Annotated in this window: 17 protein-coding genes; 13 read left to right on the top strand and 4 right to left on the bottom strand. The window is 60.1% G+C overall.

The features are described 5' to 3' along the window. Positions 1 to 2 precede the first annotated feature (2 nt). Positions 3 to 743 (bottom strand): ZIP family metal transporter, encoded by a 741-nt coding sequence (locus M3N55_RS11540; protein ID WP_249059134.1) that lies wholly within the window; start codon positions 741 to 743, stop codon positions 3 to 5. 163 nt (positions 744 to 906) lie between these two features. Between M3N55_RS11540 and M3N55_RS11535 the strand changes: the two genes are divergently transcribed. The 12 genes from M3N55_RS11535 to M3N55_RS11480 all read left to right on the top strand — a co-directional run bounded on the left by M3N55_RS11535 (position 907) and on the right by M3N55_RS11480 (position 14,163). Beyond that, positions 907 to 2,064, top strand: a complete 1,158-nt coding sequence (locus tag M3N55_RS11535; RefSeq protein ID WP_249059131.1) for an LLM class flavin-dependent oxidoreductase — start codon at positions 907 to 909, stop codon at positions 2,062 to 2,064. Next, complete coding sequence (locus M3N55_RS11530; protein ID WP_249059129.1) at positions 2,064 to 2,963, top strand: aldo/keto reductase; 900 nt, start codon at positions 2,064 to 2,066, stop codon at positions 2,961 to 2,963. Before M3N55_RS11535 ends, M3N55_RS11530 begins: the two co-directional genes overlap by 1 nt. A gap of 32 nt (positions 2,964 to 2,995) precedes the next feature. Beyond that, positions 2,996 to 4,258, top strand: coding sequence for an ABC transporter substrate-binding protein (locus M3N55_RS11525; protein WP_249059118.1), 1,263 nt, complete (start codon positions 2,996 to 2,998; stop codon positions 4,256 to 4,258). An 86-nt stretch (positions 4,259 to 4,344) separates the two neighbouring features. Beyond that, complete coding sequence (locus M3N55_RS11520; protein WP_249059115.1) at positions 4,345 to 5,331, top strand: carbohydrate ABC transporter permease; 987 nt, start codon at positions 4,345 to 4,347, stop codon at positions 5,329 to 5,331. Next, positions 5,331 to 6,374 (top strand): carbohydrate ABC transporter permease, encoded by a 1,044-nt coding sequence (locus M3N55_RS11515; RefSeq protein ID WP_249059112.1) that lies wholly within the window; start codon positions 5,331 to 5,333, stop codon positions 6,372 to 6,374. The genes M3N55_RS11520 and M3N55_RS11515 overlap by 1 nt, the downstream gene beginning before the upstream one ends. Positions 6,375 to 6,477: 103 nt before the next feature. Beyond that, on the top strand, positions 6,478 to 7,587 hold the full coding sequence (locus M3N55_RS11510) for an ABC transporter ATP-binding protein (RefSeq protein ID WP_249059108.1): 1,110 nt from the start codon (positions 6,478 to 6,480) through the stop codon (positions 7,585 to 7,587). Between the two features lie 5 nt (positions 7,588 to 7,592). Then, a complete protein-coding gene (locus M3N55_RS11505) occupies positions 7,593 to 8,300 on the top strand; it encodes a GntR family transcriptional regulator (protein WP_249059106.1) in 708 nt (235 codons plus the stop codon). 10 nt (positions 8,301 to 8,310) lie between these two features. After that, on the top strand, positions 8,311 to 9,420 hold the full coding sequence (locus M3N55_RS11500; RefSeq protein WP_249059104.1) for a Gfo/Idh/MocA family protein: 1,110 nt from the start codon (positions 8,311 to 8,313) through the stop codon (positions 9,418 to 9,420). A 93-nt stretch (positions 9,421 to 9,513) separates the two neighbouring features. Then, complete coding sequence (locus M3N55_RS11495; protein ID WP_249059096.1) at positions 9,514 to 10,677, top strand: peptidoglycan glycosyltransferase FtsW; 1,164 nt, start codon at positions 9,514 to 9,516, stop codon at positions 10,675 to 10,677. A 16-nt stretch (positions 10,678 to 10,693) separates the two neighbouring features. Next, positions 10,694 to 11,794 (top strand): UDP-N-acetylglucosamine--N-acetylmuramyl-(pentapeptide) pyrophosphoryl-undecaprenol N-acetylglucosamine transferase, encoded by a 1,101-nt coding sequence (locus M3N55_RS11490; protein ID WP_249059092.1) that lies wholly within the window; start codon positions 10,694 to 10,696, stop codon positions 11,792 to 11,794. After that, a complete protein-coding gene (gene murC / locus M3N55_RS11485) occupies positions 11,791 to 13,200 on the top strand; it encodes a UDP-N-acetylmuramate--L-alanine ligase (RefSeq protein WP_249059079.1) in 1,410 nt (469 codons plus the stop codon). Before M3N55_RS11490 ends, murC begins: the two co-directional genes overlap by 4 nt. 171 nt (positions 13,201 to 13,371) lie before the next feature. Beyond that, positions 13,372 to 14,163, top strand: coding sequence for an abortive infection family protein (locus M3N55_RS11480; RefSeq protein WP_249059076.1), 792 nt, complete (start codon positions 13,372 to 13,374; stop codon positions 14,161 to 14,163). Positions 14,164 to 14,273: 110 nt separating this feature from the next. On the opposite strand, the gene hemC is transcribed toward M3N55_RS11480, so the two are convergent. Next, the gene (gene hemC, locus M3N55_RS11475) at positions 14,274 to 15,230 is read right to left on the bottom strand and encodes a hydroxymethylbilane synthase (RefSeq protein ID WP_249059074.1); all 957 of its coding nucleotides are present in this window, start codon (positions 15,228 to 15,230) and stop codon (positions 14,274 to 14,276) included. Between the two features lie 108 nt (positions 15,231 to 15,338). Between hemC and hemE the strand changes: the two genes are divergently transcribed. After that, positions 15,339 to 16,373, top strand: a complete 1,035-nt coding sequence (gene hemE / locus M3N55_RS11470) for a uroporphyrinogen decarboxylase (protein WP_249059071.1) — start codon at positions 15,339 to 15,341, stop codon at positions 16,371 to 16,373. Between the two features lie 54 nt (positions 16,374 to 16,427). Here hemE and M3N55_RS11465 read toward each other — a convergent pair whose 3' ends face one another. Continuing rightward, complete coding sequence (locus M3N55_RS11465) at positions 16,428 to 16,901, bottom strand: fasciclin domain-containing protein (RefSeq protein ID WP_249059068.1); 474 nt, start codon at positions 16,899 to 16,901, stop codon at positions 16,428 to 16,430. 175 nt (positions 16,902 to 17,076) lie between these two features. Continuing rightward, positions 17,077 to 17,517 (bottom strand): DUF302 domain-containing protein, encoded by a 441-nt coding sequence (locus tag M3N55_RS11460; RefSeq protein WP_249059065.1) that lies wholly within the window; start codon positions 17,515 to 17,517, stop codon positions 17,077 to 17,079. Positions 17,518 to 17,774: the final 257 nt, after the last annotated feature.

The following is a 17,774-nucleotide window of genomic DNA, read 5'->3' as shown; positions in this document are numbered from 1 at the left end:
CGCTAGCCCATCACCAGCGTCACGGCCATCATGGCGGCGAAGGCCAGCGTTACGATCACCCCGATGGTGGAGTTGTCAGCCTGTTCCTGCGCTTCGGGCAGCAGTTCGGAAAAGATCATCCACAGCATTGCCCCGGCGGCCAAGCCAAGCCCGACGGGCAGAACCGGTTCGAAATACAGCACGAACAGGAAGGCCGGAACTGCCAGCAGCGGTTGCGGCAGCGATGACACGATCGCCCACCAGCCAGCCTTGGCGACAGATGCCCCGCGCGGGACCATGATTAGCGCGATTGCCAGCCCCTCGGGGACATTGTGCAACGCAATCGCCAGCGTTATCAGATCCCCCAAGGGGCGCCCGCCGCCAAAGGCGACGCCAACACCGATGCCCTCTGCGGCGGAATGCGCGGTCATCACGCCCATAATCATCAGGATTTTTGCGGCATCCGCGCCTTGCAAATCGCCCAAGCTGACCTCGCCTTGCCGGTCCAGCAATTTCTTGACCAGCCAGATCAGCACGACCCCCAGCACAATGCCGCCCACGGTGCGCAGGGCCGATAAGTCGAACCCTTCCATAACAAGCGTCACGCTGGCCGCCAGCATCAGCCCAGCCGCAAGCGCGTTGCCCAAGGCCAAGCTGCGCGCGGACATGGATTTTACCGCCAATAAGGGCAAGGCACCCAACCCGGTTGCCAGCGCGGTGACAACAGCGGCGATGAAGACGATCAGAAGGGTTGGCTCGGTCATCCTGGCTATCCCAATATTAGAATAATTCTAAGCTAGTCTTGACCCTGAGGAAGTGCAACCAAAAAGATGCATCCGTAAATTGATACATTATTGATTTATATAAATCGCTTTGCTACGGTCTGGCGAAAGTGCTCGATTTAACAGGGCGCAGAGGGGGAAGATCATGACTATCGTGCCGGTAACTTCGGGCGATCTGGATGCGGCCGAGGTGTCGTGGTTCGCGGCGCTGTGTTCGGATGATTACCGCTTTCTGGGCGTGCCCGAAGGCGAGCTGCGTTCCAGTTGGGAGCATTGCAGCGACATCGTGACATCAGCCGAGGCTCAAGGCTTTCGCAACATCCTTTGCCCGTCCAGCTATCAGGTCGGGCAGGATACGCTCAGCTTTGTTGCCGCCGCCTCTCAGGTGACAGACCGCATTAATATGCTGGCCGCCATTCGCTGCGGTGAAATGCAGCCGATCATGCTGGCGCGCACGGTGGCCACCTTGGACCACATGCTGAAGGGGCGGCTGACGCTGAATGTCATCAGTTCCGATTTTCCGGGCGAAGTGGCAGACAGCGCCTACCGCTATAAGCGCAGCCATGAAGTGGTGCAGATTCTGCGTCAGGCGTGGGAACGCGATGAGATTAACCACGACGGCGAGATTTACCAGTTTAAAGGCGTGCCGACCGCGCCTGCCAAACCCTACCAGCAAAATGGCGGCCCGCTTTTGTATTTTGGGGGCTATTCCCCTCATGCGCTGGAGCTGTGTGCGGCGCAATGCGATGTCTACCTGATGTGGCCCGAAACCGAAGATCAGTTGGCAGAGCGTATGCGCGCGGTGCATGCTCGCGCCGAGGCGCATGGCCGGACCTTGGATTACGGGCTGCGCGTGCATGTCATTGTCCGCGACACCGAGGCCGAGGCGCGCGACTACGCAGACCATCTGGTCAGCAACCTGGATGATGAATATGGCCAGCTTATCCGCGAACGCGCGCATGACAGCGACAGCCTTGGCGTGTCACATCAGGCCCGCGCGCGGGAACTGGCTGACACGTTCGGGTATACCGAATCCAACCTTTGGACAGGTGTGGGGCGCGCGCGCTCTGGCTGTGGGGCGGCTTTGGTGGGCAGTGCCGATCAGGTGCTGACCAAGCTGGAACGCTATCGCAAAATGGGCATCCGCGCTTTTATCTTCTCTGGCTATCCGCATTTGGACGAATGCCAGCATTTTGGGCGGCTGGTTATGCCGCATCTCAACACCTGCTCGCTGCCGCATGAATATGGCCGCGTGCCAAATGAAATACCGGCAACGCCCTTGGGCGTGGGGGAACGTGTGTGATGGACCGTATAAACCTAACCGACGACCTGACCCTGTCGCGTCTTGTCTATGGCATGTGGCGGCTGGGCGATGATGCAGATACCAGTCCAGCCCATGTGCAGGCCAAGGTCGAAGCCTGTCTGGCCCAAGGCATTTCGACCATGGATCAGGCGGATATCTACGGCGGATACGAGGCAGAGGCGATCCTTGGGGCCGCGTTCCGCGCTGCTCCCGGACTGCGCGATAAGGTCGAGCTGGTCACGAAATGCGATATCGTGGCACCCGTTGGGAAATATGCCAGCGCCCGCGTGAAGCATTATGATACCAGCGCACGGCATATCCGCGCCTCTGTCGAGGCATCGCTGACGCATATGGCGACAGACCACATCGACTTGCTGTTAATACATCGGCCCGATCCCATGATGGACCACCATGAAACAGGGGCTGCACTGGACGCGCTTGTGACGGAAGGCAAGGTTCGTGCCGTGGGTGTGTCGAATTTCCGGCCATGGGATTGGGATTTGCTGCAATCCGCGATGGCCACGCAACTTTGCACCAACCAGATCGAGATGAGCCTGATCGCGCGCGACAGCTTTACCAATGGCGATTTGGCGCATCTGCAACGGTTGGGCGTGCCGCCGATGGCGTGGTCGCCCTTGGCAGGGGGCGCTCTGTTCGGTGAGGGGGACGCAGCCACGCGCCTGCGCCCGCATTTGGAACGCCACGCGACAGCGCAGGGCGTGGGCACGGATGCCGTGGCAATCGCATGGTTGCTTGCGCATCCCGCGCGCATCCTGCCGGTTCTGGGCACAAATTCGTTGGAGCGGATCGCACGGATTGCAGACGCGACGCGCGTGACGCTTTCGCGGGAGGACTGGTTCGAATTATGGACCGCAGCGGCCGGGCAAGAGGTGCCCTGATAAAAAGGCCGGACTTTCATCAAGGGAGGAAGATGATGAAAACCACACTAACAACCACGGCCCTCGGGCTGGTCTTGGCGGCTGGTGCCGCAGGCGCACAGGAATTGCGTTTCATGTGCTATCAGGATGGCAGCGAATGTGCCGCCTGGGGTGCGCAAATGGCCACGTTCGAGGCAGAGAACCCCGGTATTTCCGTGATCGTGGATGAGGTGCCTTATGCCTCGATCATCGAATCTTTGCCGGTGCAACTGGAAGTGGGCGAAGGCCCCGATCTGGCGCGCGTGACCGATTACGGCGGTCTTGCCCGCTTCATGCTGGATGTGCGGCCCTATGTGTCCGACGCGGACGCGATCGAAGCGCGCTACGGCCAGTCGCTGGCTTGGGCGCGTGTGGGCGACAACAACGCAGATGGCATCTATAACATCGTCGACCAGCTGACCGCGACGGGCGGTTTTGCAAACAAGACGCTGTTTGACCAAGCGGGCGTCGAAATGCCGGGTGCGGGGGCCACATGGGCGCAATGGGCCGAAGCCAGCCGCGCGGTGCGCGATGCCGTGGGCGTCGATTTCGCCATGGCCATCGACCGCACTGGCCACAGGTTCGCCGGTCCTGCCATGTCTTATGGCGCGGCTTATTTCGACGCGAATGGCGACCCGATTCTGGTCGATGACGGCTTTCGCACATTTGCCGAGCAGTTCGTCGCATGGCACGAAGACGGCACTTTGGCGCGCGATGTCTGGGCGGGTGCGGGTGGTGGCACCTATCAGGACGCAGCCGCCGAATTCATCAACGCGAACCTTGTGATGTATTACTCTGGTAGCTGGCAGATCGGGCGCTTTGGCCGCGACATTGGCGATGCGTTCGATTGGGTTGCCACCGGCGGTATCTGCGGCCCCGTTGCTTGCACGGGTATGCCGGGTGGCGCAGGCATTGTCGGGTTCAAACAGACCGAGCACCCCGAAGCCGTGGGCAAGCTGATGGAGTTCATGGCGCGTGACGAGGTGCAGGGCGCGGTTCTGGCGCAGACCCGCAACATCCCGGCCAATTCCGTTCTGCAAGAGCAGGGGATCGCCTATCAGGATGTGAGCGATGATGTGAAAGCGGCCCTGACCACGTTTGCGGCGTCGATTCCGACCTTTGCGGACAGTGCCTATGCGCTGCAAGGCTATGCCAATAACCGGGCGATCTACACCTCGACGCCCGCGCGGATCACCCAAGCCATTGTGGGCGAGTTGAGCCTTGAAGATGCGCTGACGCGGCTTGATGCCGATATCGCCGAGGCGATCGCGCAGTAACAACGTCAGGGTGTCCTCCCGACGTGACCGGCCTGCCAGCTTGCGCAGGTGGGCCGGTCCTTTCTTCGCACAGGAAGTGACGCAAGATGCTGAAAACGCTTGCCACCCAAGCCTATGATGGCGCGTTCAACCTGTTCGAACGCCCGATGCTGGCCTTGCAACGCCTGTTCGGGCAAAGCCGGATCGCATGGGTATTCCTGCTGCCAAACCTGCTGATCTTCGGCCTGTTCACTTTTCTGCCGATCATCCTGAATTTCGTCTTTGCCACCACCGGTGGCGACCGCATTCTGCTGGCCGACCGTCCCTTCGTGGGCACCGAGCATTTCGCCAGCCTGCTGGATTGCGAAAGCTATTTCGACCCGAACTCCTGCCATCGCGACCTGTTCTGGCGCGCGGTCGGCAATACCGGCTGGTTTGTGCTGATGCAGGTCGGGTTCATGATCCTGTTCTCACTGATTACCGCGCTGATCCTGAACCGCGACATTGTGCTGCGCGGGTTCTTCCGGGCAGTGTTTTTCTACCCGGTGCTGCTATCGCCCGTGGTCGTGGCGCTGATCTGGAAATGGATATTGCAGCGCAATGGCGTGTTGAATGCCGGGCTTGAAGGCGCAGGCTTTGGCACAGTCAACTGGCTGCTAGAGGCAGACTGGGCGTTCTTCTGGGTCGTGTTCGTATCGATCTGGTGCAACATGGGGTTTTATGTGCTGATCCTGCTGGCGGGTCTGCAATCCATTCCGTCCGATGTGTATGAAGCCGCCGAGATGGATGGCACACCGCGCTGGCGGTCGCTGTGGCGCATTACCTTGCCGCTCTTGATGCCGACGATGCTGGTCGTGATGGTCCTGTCGGTCATCCGCGCGGTGCAGGCGTTTGATGAAATCTATGTCCTGACTGGCGGCGGGCCGGGGTCGGCCACGACATTGTTGATCCAGTATATTTATGATGTGGGCTTTGCCACCCGACCGCGCCTGTATGGGCTGGCGGCTGCGGCGTCGCTTTTGATGGCCGGTGTGCTGTTCGTTTTGACGATGATGCAGCTTGCCGCCACGCGCAAACAATCGGGGGATAACTGATGTTTGGGTGGATATTAGGGCGGCGTGGGCGCCATGGGTTTGACCTGACAGACTGGCTCTCTTTCGGGTTTCTGGGCCTTGGCGTGGTGTTGATGTTGGGACCGGTGATGTGGCTGGTGTTGTCCAGCTTCAAAACCGAAGCGGCCTTGCAGGAATACCCGCCCAAATTCCTGCCGCTGGTGCCGATAGAGGTGCAGGTCGACGGTTTTGAGCAACCGCTGCAGTTATTCACCATCACCGCGGGCGAGCATGCAGGCCGCGAACTGGCGCAGGTGCGCCGCATTGGGCTGAATGCGCAGATGGTCGATCCGGCCAACCCCTCCGAGCGGTTGAACGTGGCGATCGGCGACCGCGACGCCTTGCGGGAATTCGGTGTCGCCACCGAGAATTACACCGGTGTCTTTGAGCGCTTCAACTTTATGCTGTATTTCTGGAATTCGACCTTCATCACCGTGGTTGCGACCGTTCTGACGGTCTTGTTCAATTCGATGGCCGCCTTTGCGCTGGCCAAATACAAGTTCACCGGGCGCAACGCGGTCTTCGTTCTGATTATCGCAACATTGATGATCCCGCCGACGATCACGCTGGTGCCTTTGTTTTTGGTGATTTCCGAAATGGGCATGGTCAACAGCCACTGGGGCGTGATCTGGCCTGCGATCGCGACGCCCACGGGCGTGTTCCTGCTGCGCCAATACATGCTGACGATCCCGGATGATCTGCTGGATGCCGCGCGGATGGACAATGCGAGCGAATGGAAGGTCTACTGGAAGATCGTTCTGCCGCTGTCTGCCCCGGCGCTGGCTGTCTTGGTGATCTTCTCGGTCATGTGGCGCTGGAACGAATTCCTGTGGCCCCTGATCGTGCTGAACCGGTCGGAAGTGTTCACATTGCAACTGGCGCTGAACAGCTTTCAAGGCGAATTGCAGACAAGCTGGTCCAGCTTGTTGGCGATGACCGTGCTGACGCTGCTGCCAATTACCATCGTGTTCGCGTTCTTGCAGAAATACATCACGCAGGGCATTGCCCAATCTGGCGTAAAATGAGCGCCTGCGGCGCAAGGCTTTTGTTGAGGGGGCTTTGCCCCCGTCGCGCGGACGCGCGACTCCCCCAGGATATTTGGGGCAAGGATGAAGGGGAGGAGGCGTTATGGCTGGGCTGTCGCTGAAGGGGATTGTCAAGGAATACGGCGCTGTGCGGGTGATCCATGGGGTGGATCTGGAGATCGCGGATGGCGAGTTCTGTGTTTTCGTTGGCCCGTCCGGTTGTGGGAAATCGACCCTGTTGCGGATGATTGCGGGGTTGGAGGAGATAACTGGCGGCGACCTTTTGATTGGGGGGGAGCGGGTGAATGACCAGCGTGCCAGCGAGCGCGGCCTTGCGATGGTGTTCCAGACCTATGCGCTCTACCCGCATATGAGCGTGCGTGCGAATCTTGCTTTCGGGTTGGAGAATATACGAATGGCGCGGGCCGAGATTGACGCGCGGGTGACTGAGGCCGCGCGCATGTTGCAGCTGGAGCCTTATCTGGACCGAAAGCCCAAGGCGCTGTCGGGGGGGCAGCGACAGCGTGTGGCCATCGGGCGTGCGGTGGTGCGCGAGCCCAAGGTATTCTTGTTTGACGAGCCTTTGTCGAACCTTGATGCCGAATTGCGCGTGACCATGCGCGGTGAGATCGCCGGTCTGCACCGGCGCATTGGCAATACGATGGTGTATGTCACGCATGACCAGGTCGAGGCGATGACCATGGCAGACCGCATCGTGGTCTTGCGTGATGGCCGGATCGAGCAGCAGGGCGCGCCGATCGATTTGTATAACCGGCCCGCGAATAAGTTCGTGGCCGGGTTTATCGGGTCGCCCCGGATGAATTTCATTGCCTGCGAAGTGGTTGATGCGGATGGTGTTGGTGTGCGCCTGCGCGACCCGTCTGGGCGGGAATTGCAGGCCAGCGTCGATGGCCGGGGCTTGAACCCCGGCAACAGGGTCGATCTGGGGGTGCGCCCGGAGCATTTGCACCCTGTCGCAGAGGGCGAGAACGGAATTACCGCCACGGTCGAGAATATCGAGCAATTGGGCGGAGAGAGTTACCTCTATTGCTGCGGCCCGGACGGGGTTGAGGTGACGGTGCATATGTCGGGCCAGACCGGGCTTGCACGCGGCGCAGAGGTGGTGCTGGGCGTGCAGCCCGACCTATGCCATGTGTTCCGCTCTGACGGGATTGCGCAAGCTCGGCTGCGGCTTGGCGAAGCCGTGGACTGAGTGCCATGACCGACGCGCCAAGCGGCGCCTTGCCGCGTTACCAGCAGATCAGTGAGTTGTTGATCCGGGACATTGCCGCCGGGCGCCTTATGGACGGTGCGCGACTGGCGCCGGAGCGTGAGATGGCGTCTGACTTGGGCGTGGCTGTGGGCACCTTGCGCAAGGCGTTGCAAGACTTGGCGGACAAGGGCTTGCTGGAACGGGTGCATGGGTCCGGAAACTACATTCGCGCTCTGCCAGAGGTGGACAGTATTTATGCCCTGTTCCGGCTGGAACTGGTTGCAGGAGGGGGCTTGCCCTCGGCCAAGGTGCTGGACGTGGCGCGCTGCCCCAAGCCTGCGCATCTGCCCGACTTCGGGAGCGCGTCCGATGCGCACCGCATTCGCCGGTTGCGGCTGCTGTCGGGCCAGCCGGTGGCCGTAGAGGAAATCTGGCTGGACGGTGCCTATGCGCGGGAATTGCATGCGGATGAGTTGTCGCAATCTCTTTATCTGCATTACCGTATGCAGCTTGGCCTGTGGATCGCACGGGCAGAGGACCGGATCGGCACCGGCCTCGTCCCCGATTTTGCGCCTGCAGCCTTCGGCCTGCGGCCCGGCGCGGTCGCGGGCCATATTCTGCGCATCAGCTGGGGGCAGGACAACCAACGCGCGGAAGTGTCGGAAACATGGTTTGACCCGAATGTGGCGCAGTATGTGTCGCGCCTGAAATAAGGACAGGAAAATGAGCAAGGCAATTTGTTACGGCATGATCGGCTGTGGCATGATGGGGCAGGAACATTTGCGCAATATCGCGCTGGTCGAGGGCGCGCATGTCGGTGCGATCTTTGAGCCGGATGCGGGCATGCGGGCCGAGGCTGCTGCTTTGGCGCCCGGCGCGCGATTTGTGGATAGCGTGGAAGAGCTGTTGGCCGATAGGATGGTCGAGGCGCTTGTCGTCACCAGCCCCAATCATATGCATTTGCCGCAGCTGGAACAAATCGCGCAGGCCAGCCCGCGCCCGGTATTGGTGGAAAAGCCCTTGTTCACCGACCCCACCGACCTGGACAGGGTTCGGGGGCTGGGTCTTTCTGCACCTGTCTGGGTGGCGATGGAGTATCGTTACATGCCGCCCGTCGCAGCACTTATTGATACGGCAGAGCAGGCGACTGGCGGGATCAGGATGCTGACGATCCGTGAACACCGCTTCCCCTTTTTGCCAAAGGTTGGTGACTGGAACCGGTTCAACGCTCAGACCGGTGGCACTCTGGTAGAGAAATGCTGCCATTTCTTTGATCTTATGCGGCATATCCTGAAGGATGATCCGGTGCGGATCATGGCCTCGGGTGGGCAAGACGTGAACCATCTGGATGAAAGCTATGACGGACAGACGCCTGATATCTGGGATAATGCTTATGTCATCGTGGATTTCAAACGCGGCGCGCACGCCATGCTGGAATTGTGCATGTTCGCCGAAGGGGCGCGGTATCAGGAAGAGATTTCCGCCATCGGCCCCAAGGGCAAGATTGAGTGTCTTGTGCCGGGGCCGGGACGCTTTTGGCCCGCGCATCTGGGCGCGCCGCCGGTCCCGCAATTGATTGAGAGCCCGCGCGACCCGAAAGGTCCGCGTGCCATAGATATCGCGGTCGATCCCGCGCTACTGGCGGCGGGCGATCATAACGGGTCGACCTACTACCAGCACGCCCGTTTTGCCGACGTGGTGCGCGGGCAAGGTGCGGTCGAGGTGTCGTTGGATGATGGCATCTGGGCAGTGCTGATGGGGATGGCCGCACAAGAATCCGCCCGCACGGGGCGCGCTATGGCAATCTCTGACCGGGGCTTCACGCCTGTCTGATGCCTTTGGGCTGGATTGACGGCCTGTTTCGGGGTAGGGTGTGCACCAGACCCGGAAAACGGGCATAACAGGCAACCCGAGCAGGACAGCCCAATGACGGAAATGGTCTATGGCACCGCACCCGTGCGCGTGGAAGATCCGATTCTGCCGCGCTGGTGGCGAACCATCGACAAAATGACACTGACATCTGTGCTGCTGCTGATGGCAGTGGGCATCTTGTTGGGGCTGGCGGCGTCTCCGCCGCTGGCGCAGCGCAACGGGTTGGAACCCTTTTACTATGTCGAGCGTCAGGTCGTTTTTGGCGGCCTTGGGATCATGGCAATGTTGCTGATTTCAATGGCATCGCCCGAACGCGTGCGCAGGCTGGGCACCATCGGCTTCCTGCTGACCTTGACCGGGCTGATCCTGTTGCCGTTTTTCGGGACCGATTTCGGCAAAGGTGCCGTGCGCTGGTATAGCTTCGGGATCGGCTCTATCCAGCCGTCGGAGTTTCTGAAACCGATGCTGGCTGTGTTCGCCGCCTGGCTGATGGCCGCAAGTTCGGACGTGGGCGGTCCTCCGGGGCGCGCCTTGTCCTTCGGGGTCACGCTTTTGGTGGTGGGCCTGTTGGTCATTCAACCGGATTTCGGGCAGGCCGCGCTGGTCGCCGCAGGCTGGATGGTGGTGTATTTTGTGGCCGGGGCTTCGATCGCCGTGCTGACTGGGCTGGCGGCCCTGGCGATTGTTGGTGGTTATGTCGCCTATCAAAATTCAGAGCATTTTGCGCGTCGCATAGACGGGTTTCTGGCCCAGGATGTCGATCCCCGCACTCAGATGGGCTATGCGCAAAACGCCATTTCGGAAGGCGGTTTCTTCGGCACGGGCCTTGGCGAAGGGCGGGTTAAGTGGTCCCTTCCAGATGCGCATACCGATTTCATCATTGCGGTTGCGGCCGAAGAATACGGGCTGGTGTTGGTCGTGTTCATCATCGGGCTTTATGCGACAATCCTGCTGCGGTCGCTGTTTCGCCTGATGCGCGAACGCGACACGTTCATCCGTTTGGCCGGGACCGGCATCGTCGCCGTTTTCTGCCTGCAAGCCATGATCAATATGGGGGTGGCGGTGCGGCTGCTGCCCGCGAAAGGCATGACTTTGCCGTTCGTCAGTTACGGTGGCTCGTCGCTGCTTGCGACAGGCATTGCAATCGGTATGCTTCTGGCACTGACGCGCCAGCGCCCGCAGGGCGAGATGGGCGAAATCCTCGCCCGGCGCGGATAGGGCAGGGGGGATATCCATGGCCAAGACACCGCTGATCTTGATCGCGGCAGGCGGCACCGGGGGGCATATGTTTCCCGCGCAGGCGCTCGCCGAGGCGTTGCTCGCGCGCGGCTGGCGGGTCAAGCTGTCAACTGACATTCGCGGCGCGCGCTATGCGGGCGGGTTTCCCGACGCTGTTCGTATTGACACGGTGAGTGCCGCGACCTTCGCGCGCGGTGGCTTGGCAGACAAGGTCAAGGTGCCGTTCAAGCTGGTATTTGGTGTTTTGGCAGCGGCGCTGGGAATGGTGCTTGACCGCCCGCGCGCGGTGGTGGGCTTTGGCGGTTATCCGTCTATCCCGGCGCTTGGGGCGGCGTGGCTGCTGCGCGTTCCGCGTATGATACACGAACAAAACGGCGTGCTGGGCCGTGTGAACCAGATCTTTGCGCGCCGCGTGAATAAATTGGCTTGCGGCACTTGGCCGACCGAAGGGGCAGATGGGCTGAATGCCGAATTTACCGGCAACCCGGTACGCGCGGCGGTTCTGGATCGTGCCGGCGCAGGCTATATCTCGCCAGGCGATTACCCGATGGACCTGCTGGTTATTGGCGGATCGCAAGGCGCGCGCATCCTGTCGGATGTGGTGCCAGAGGCGATCAGCGCCTTGCCCGACGATCTTAAACGCAATCTGACCGTGGCGCATCAGGCGCGCGAGGAAGATATGGACCGCGTCGTCGCCGCCTACGAGGCTGGCGGTGTGAAAGCCGACATTGCACCGTTTTTCTCCGACATCCCGCGCCGCTTGTCAGAGTGTCAGTTGGTCATCAGCCGGGCGGGGGCGTCCTCTGTGGCAGATATATCGGTGATAGGACGCCCCGCGGTTCTGGTGCCCTATGCGGCGGCAGCGGCAAACCATCAGGTGGCGAATGCCCGGATGCTGGGCGGGGTAGATGCGGCAGTGGTCTTTCCCGAAAGCAAGTTCACCGCACCTGCCTTGACCGAAACCTTGCATTCGATCCTGACCACCCCAAACGCCGCAGCGCGCATGGCCCAGGCCGCGCTGGGCGCGGGCCGTGCGGATGCCACCGAAGCGCTGACCGGCTTGGTCGAAGCCCTTGCCCGAAAGGAACGCCCATGAGCCCCGCGACCAAGCTGCCCACCGATATTGGCCCCATTCATTTCATCGGCATTGGTGGCATTGGCATGTCGGGGATCGCTGAAGTGCTGATGACGCATGGCTATCGCGTGCAAGGGTCTGACCTGAAGGCAAGCGCCATCACGGAACGGTTGCAAAGCCTGGGGGCAGAGGTGTTCATCGGACAGACGGCCGAAAATGTCGACGGTGCTGCCGTGATCGTGGTGTCGACCGCGATCAAGCCGGACAATCCCGAATTGCAAGCTGCGCGCCGCGCGGGTTTGCCCGTTGTGCGCCGGGCAGAGATGCTTGCCGAATTAATGCGCCTGCGCTCGAATATCGCCGTGGCGGGCACGCATGGCAAAACCACCACAACGACCATGGTCGCGGCGCTGCTGGACGAAGGTGGGCTGGACCCGACCGTTATCAATGGCGGTGTGATTCATGCCTACGGGTCCAACGCCCGTGCAGGCGAAGGCGAATGGATGGTCGTCGAGGCGGATGAAAGCGACGGCAGCTTCAATCGTCTACCCGCGACCATTGCCATTGTGACGAACATAGACCCGGAACATATGGAACATTGGGGCGATTTCGATGCCCTACGCAAAGGTTTCTACGATTTTGCCAGTGGCATACCTTTCTACGGGCTGGCCATCTGCTGCACCGACCACCCCGAAGTGCAGGCGCTGGTCGCCAAGCTGACCGATCGCCGGGTCGTAACATTCGGGTTCAACGCGCAGGCCGATATTCGTGCTGTGAACTTGCGCTATGAAGCAGGTGTGGCGCATTTTGACATCGCGCTACAGGACGAGGACCGCTTGATCGAAGGGTGTAGCCTGCCCATGCCGGGCGATCACAACGTGTCGAACGCGCTTTCTGCTGTCGCTGCTGCGCGCCACCTTGGTATGAACCCGGCAGAGATACGGACCGCGCTGGCGAAGTTCGGCGGCGTCAACCGCCGCTTCACCCGCGTGGGCGTGGTGGGTGGCGTCACCATCATCGACGATTACGGCCACCACCCGGTCGAGATTGCCGCCGTGCTGCGCGCCGCGCGGCAGGCTTTGGGCGGCACGGGCCGCGTGATCGCCGTGCACCAGCCGCACCGCTACACGCGCCTGTCCAGCCTGTTCGAAGATTTCTGCACCTGCTTCAACGAGGCCGATGTCGTGGGCATTGCCCCCGTCTATGCCGCCGGGGAAGACCCCATTCCCGGTGCCAGCCGCGACGACCTATTGGCAGGATTGGCCGCGCATGGCCACCGCAACGCGCAAGCCGTGGACACAGAGGAAGCCTTGGAAGCACTGGTGCGCGCCCATGCCAAGCCCGGTGACATGGTCGTCTGCCTTGGCGCGGGCACGATTTCAGGCTGGGCACATGGGCTGGTGCCGCGCCTGAAGGCGGCGGCTTGATCTTGGTGTTTGGCGCTCGGTGAAAGAATGCGGTTGAGGGCTTCGAGTCCATTTTGACCGATGCTGCGGTTTCCCCGAATGTCGGGTGTCTGGATGCTTCAAACGTTCGAGACCTTTCATTTGTATCGCCACTTGGACCACATTCGGGAAGCCTTTGTTCGAGGACAGCTAATGACATATGGCGATTTCGCTGAACCTGAGATTCCTGACGACCTTTTTGAATGTGCGCTATTTTTTAAAAACAATATCATTGGCCTAACGACCCAAGGGGGGTCGGAGGCCGCGTACAAACTAGCCAGGCTAAGGCTAATGGAAGACCCGGCAAGTAAGCGGCTTCTGCCGAACTTCGTGTGTTTCTCAAATGATGCCACTTCTGTGCGGTCAGCATTATCGAGCGTCGCAAGTGGTTCAGGTTCGTGGGCCATCCGTCGAGGCCACGTTACTGACGCCTTCATACCGCTATTGACCTTCCTCGAGTCAGGTGGCGGTGCGGCAGACGCCACAATCACAGACGGTCTTGATGTCTATGATGCTCCCGCTGTGCAAGCTTTTTGGGCGAAGGCTTTGGAACGGCGAACAACCGACCCTGACGGCGCCGTAACCGCCGCAAGCACCCTCCTCGAAGAGGTCTGCAAACACATCATTGAGGACAGCGGTGCAAAGTGGGAGGCAAAATGGAATGTGCCGAAACTTTATTCTGAAGCTGCAAAAGTTTTAAAGCTCGCACCATCCCAGCACCAAGAAGAAGTGTTCAAAACGATTCTGGGAAACTGCCAAAGAGTCGTTCAAAGTATTGGTTCCTTGCGCAACAAAGGCGGTGATGCACATGCTGGGGGGCGCTCACGAGTGCCATTCAAGCCGCGTCATGCCGCTTTGACGGTTAACCTTGCTGGGTCCATGGCCCTTTTTCTGATTGAAACATGGCAAGCGAGAATTGAGGAGCAACGGATCGACGATCAATAGCCATGGCAGAACTTTGAAAAAGAGATTCGCGCAGACTCTGTAAACGGCAGCAACGTCCGCATAGCAGCCGTTCTTCCATGTAAGGAAATCGCATGGTTGCTGCGCCGGGCTTAAAGCCAATCAAAGAACCCGGCAGGCGCGCGCCCGCGTAGCTCTGCCGCCAACTCGCGGCCCAAGGCGGCCCCGTCCGCCAGTAAAGCCCGCCCTTCGGTTGCCAGTTTTTGCGAGCCGTCGGGCCGCAGGATTTCGCCGCGCAGCCAGATCTCGTCGCCTTCGATCAGCGCAAGCCCCGCAATGGGGGTTTCGCACGATCCGTCCAGCCCGGCCAGAAACGCGCGCTCTGCATCCAGCCGCTGTCCTGTGGGGGTATCGTGCAAGGGCACGAGCAATTCTGCCGTGGCCGTATCCGCAATGCGCCATTCAATGCCAATTGCACCTTGGGCAATCGCGGGCAGCATGTCCTCGGGCTCAATTCCGCCATTGGCCAGATCGCTCATGCCAAGGCGGTTCAACCCGGCCATGGCAAGGAAGGTGCAATCTGCCACGCCGTCATGCAGCTTTTTCAACCGGGTCTGCACATTGCCGCGAAATTCCACAACCTTCAGGTCGGGGCGTTTGTTCAGCAGTTGCGCGCGCCTGCGCAAAGACGAAGACCCGACCACCGCCCCGCTGGGCAGATCGGCAATGCCCTGTGTGCTGGGCGAAATGAACGCATCGCGTGTATCTTCGCGCGGCAGGTAACAGCCCAAGGTCAGCACGTCTGGCTGTTCCGTGGGCATGTCCTTCATCGAATGCACCGCAATGTCGATTCGTCCCTCGACCATCGCCTCTTCGATTTCCTTGGTGAACAGGCCTTTATTCCCGATTTCTTTCAGCGGGCGGTCCGCGTCGATCAGCGTGCGGTCATCGCCCGTGGTCTTGATGACCATGATTTCGAACGCCGCCTCTGGCAGGCCATGCGCCGCCATCAGGCGGCTTCGCGTTTCATGGGCCTGTGCCAGCGCCAGCGGGGAACCGCGCGTGCCGATTTTCAGGGGCTGGTCGGGGGTCGGGAATGTCTGTGTCATGGCAATTGCATAGCGCCGCACATGGCACCTTTCAAGCACAGAGTGTCATGCAGACTTGACAACTTGCGCCCGACTTGTGACGACAAGAGCGACCAAGGAGAAAACCATATGACAAAGACCATTCTGCGCGCCCTTGCCGGTGAAACCCTACCCACACCGCCCATCTGGATGATGCGCCAGGCTGGTCGCTACCTGCCGGAATATCGCGCAACCCGTGCGCAGGCCGGGGATTTCCTGTCGTTGTGCTATAATCCTGAACTGGCGGCAGAGGTCACGCTGCAACCGATCCGCCGTTATGGGTTTGATGCCGCAATCCTGTTCGCCGATATCCTGCTGGTGCCGCAAGCCCTTGGGGCCGATTTGTGGTTCGTGACGGGCGAGGGGCCGCGCCTGTCCACTATCAGTGACCAAGCGGGCGTTGATGCGCTGAAGCCAACCGATGCTATCCACGACACGCTCAACCCGATTTATGAAACCGTGCGCATCCTGTCGCGCGAATTGCCGAGCGAAACCACGCTGATCGGTTTCGCCGGTGCGCCTTGGACGGTCGCCACCTATATGATCGCAGGCCGTGGCACCAAAGATCAAGGCCCGGCCCATGCCATGCGCGAGGGTGCGCCGGAAGCGTTTGATGCGCTGATCGACCGGATCACCGATGCCACGATTGAATATCTGTCGATGCAGATCAAGGCCGGGGCAGAAGTGGTCAAGATTTTTGATTCTTGGGCGGGCTCGCTGAAAGGCGACGCGTTCCTGAAATACGCGCTTGCCCCCACAAAGCGGATTATTGATGCGCTGAAAGCCCGCCATCCCGGCATTCCCGTCATCGCCTTCCCGCGTGAAGGCGGAGAGCATTACATAGGCTTTCATAAGGCCAGTGGTGCGGATTGCGTAGCGATTGACGATTCGGTCACGCCGGAATGGGCCGCAGCCAATGTGCAAATAGACGGCTGTGTGCAGGGCAATCTGGCGTCACGCCACATGGTGACAGGGGGGCAAGAGCTGGTGGATGAAACCCGCAAGGTCGTCGCGGCCCTGCGCAACGGTCCGCATATTTTCAACCTTGGCCACGGAATAACCCCCGATGCCGACCCCGAGAATGTGGCGCTGATGATCGACACGGTCCGCAGCTTCAAGCCCTGACATGCAAACGGGCGGCCAGAAGGGCCGCCCGCAGCGTTTCAAGTTAACGAGTGATTATTCGGGCAGGATAACCGAGTCGATCACATGGATCACGCCGTTCGAGGCTTCGATATCGGCAATGATCACATTCGCGCCGTCCACGGTCACGCCGTCACCCACTCCGATGGTCACGGTCTGGCCATTCACGGTTGCTGGCATCATGCCATCGCTCAGATCACCCGACATGACGGCACCTGGCACAACGTGATAGGTCAGAATTGCGGTCAAGGTGGGGATGTCATTCAGCAAACCCTCGACCGTGCCCTCTGGCAGCGCTGCAAAAGCGTCGTCCGTCGGTGCAAACACGGTGAACGGTCCTTCGCCCGACAATGTGTCGACAAGGCCAGCAGCAGTCACGGCAGCAACAAGCGTCTCAAAACGGTCATCGCCTGCTGCGATATCGACTATGGTGCCTTCGGCGCCATTGGCGACAACCGGTGTTGCCAAAGCCATTGCGATTGCAGCGCTGCTGAGTGTGGTCTTGAACATAGTATAACCTCCATTGGTCATTTCCGTAATGACACCAGCGATACGCCCCCCGTGCAGGATTGGATTGCGCTCAACTTTCAGGGAAGCTGCCTTGACGTCACAGGGCGCGCCGCTAAGCGGTCGCGCCCTGGTGTTTCAAATCAAAGGAACGTGTTCGTTTGTGACTGATCCGCGATCAATCAGAGGCATCCGCCACGATCTGCTGCAACAGGTAATTGACCGGCTGCATGCTGCGGTCACTATATTCGCGGTAGCCTATCATGACGGGTGCGCCATCTTCGGCAGGCTGGAACACATAGATCCCGTAGGGGCAATATTGGATGTTCATCAGATCATCTTCCATAACCTGACGCGAGACATCGGCCGAACAGAAGGACATCACCTGCGCACCTGTGAACAGATCCTCGGTCCCGCCGACATCTTCCTTGGTGCGGGCAAGCATTGCGCCGATGTGATTGACCGAATCTATCACAAGGCCGCGTCCGGTGATGGCCATCTCCACCTCGAAGACCACGTCCTCGAAAGTGCCGTTGGCTTCGAATGTAAAGAAGCTGTCGGCCTGTGCAGGGCTAGCTGCAGCAAAAGCAAGACCCAGAGCAAGCGCTTTGTAAGACATGTGTTTTCCTTTCCAAGAAGTTCGCACGCTAAAGAACCTATAAGATCTTTGTTTTTCTGCCGTGATCTGGATCAAACCTGCCGGAAGATCGGGCAATGACAAATTTTTTGCCCAATTTGTCATTTTCCTGTTGCGTGTAAAAAGCGTGTGGCCTAGATAGCGCTTCACCGGCGGCGGGGACGTTGTTGGTTGGCTGAGGCGGCGGGAAGCATTGCTGTTTTGGTTATCATGTCAGGAGATGAGGTTGCATGGGTTGC

Origin of the sequence: Roseinatronobacter domitianus, assembly GCF_023336755.1 — a bacterium.
In the GTDB taxonomy this organism is placed as follows: domain Bacteria; phylum Pseudomonadota; class Alphaproteobacteria; order Rhodobacterales; family Rhodobacteraceae; genus Roseinatronobacter; species Roseinatronobacter domitianus.
This window is presented reverse-complemented; position numbering and strand designations above follow the sequence as displayed.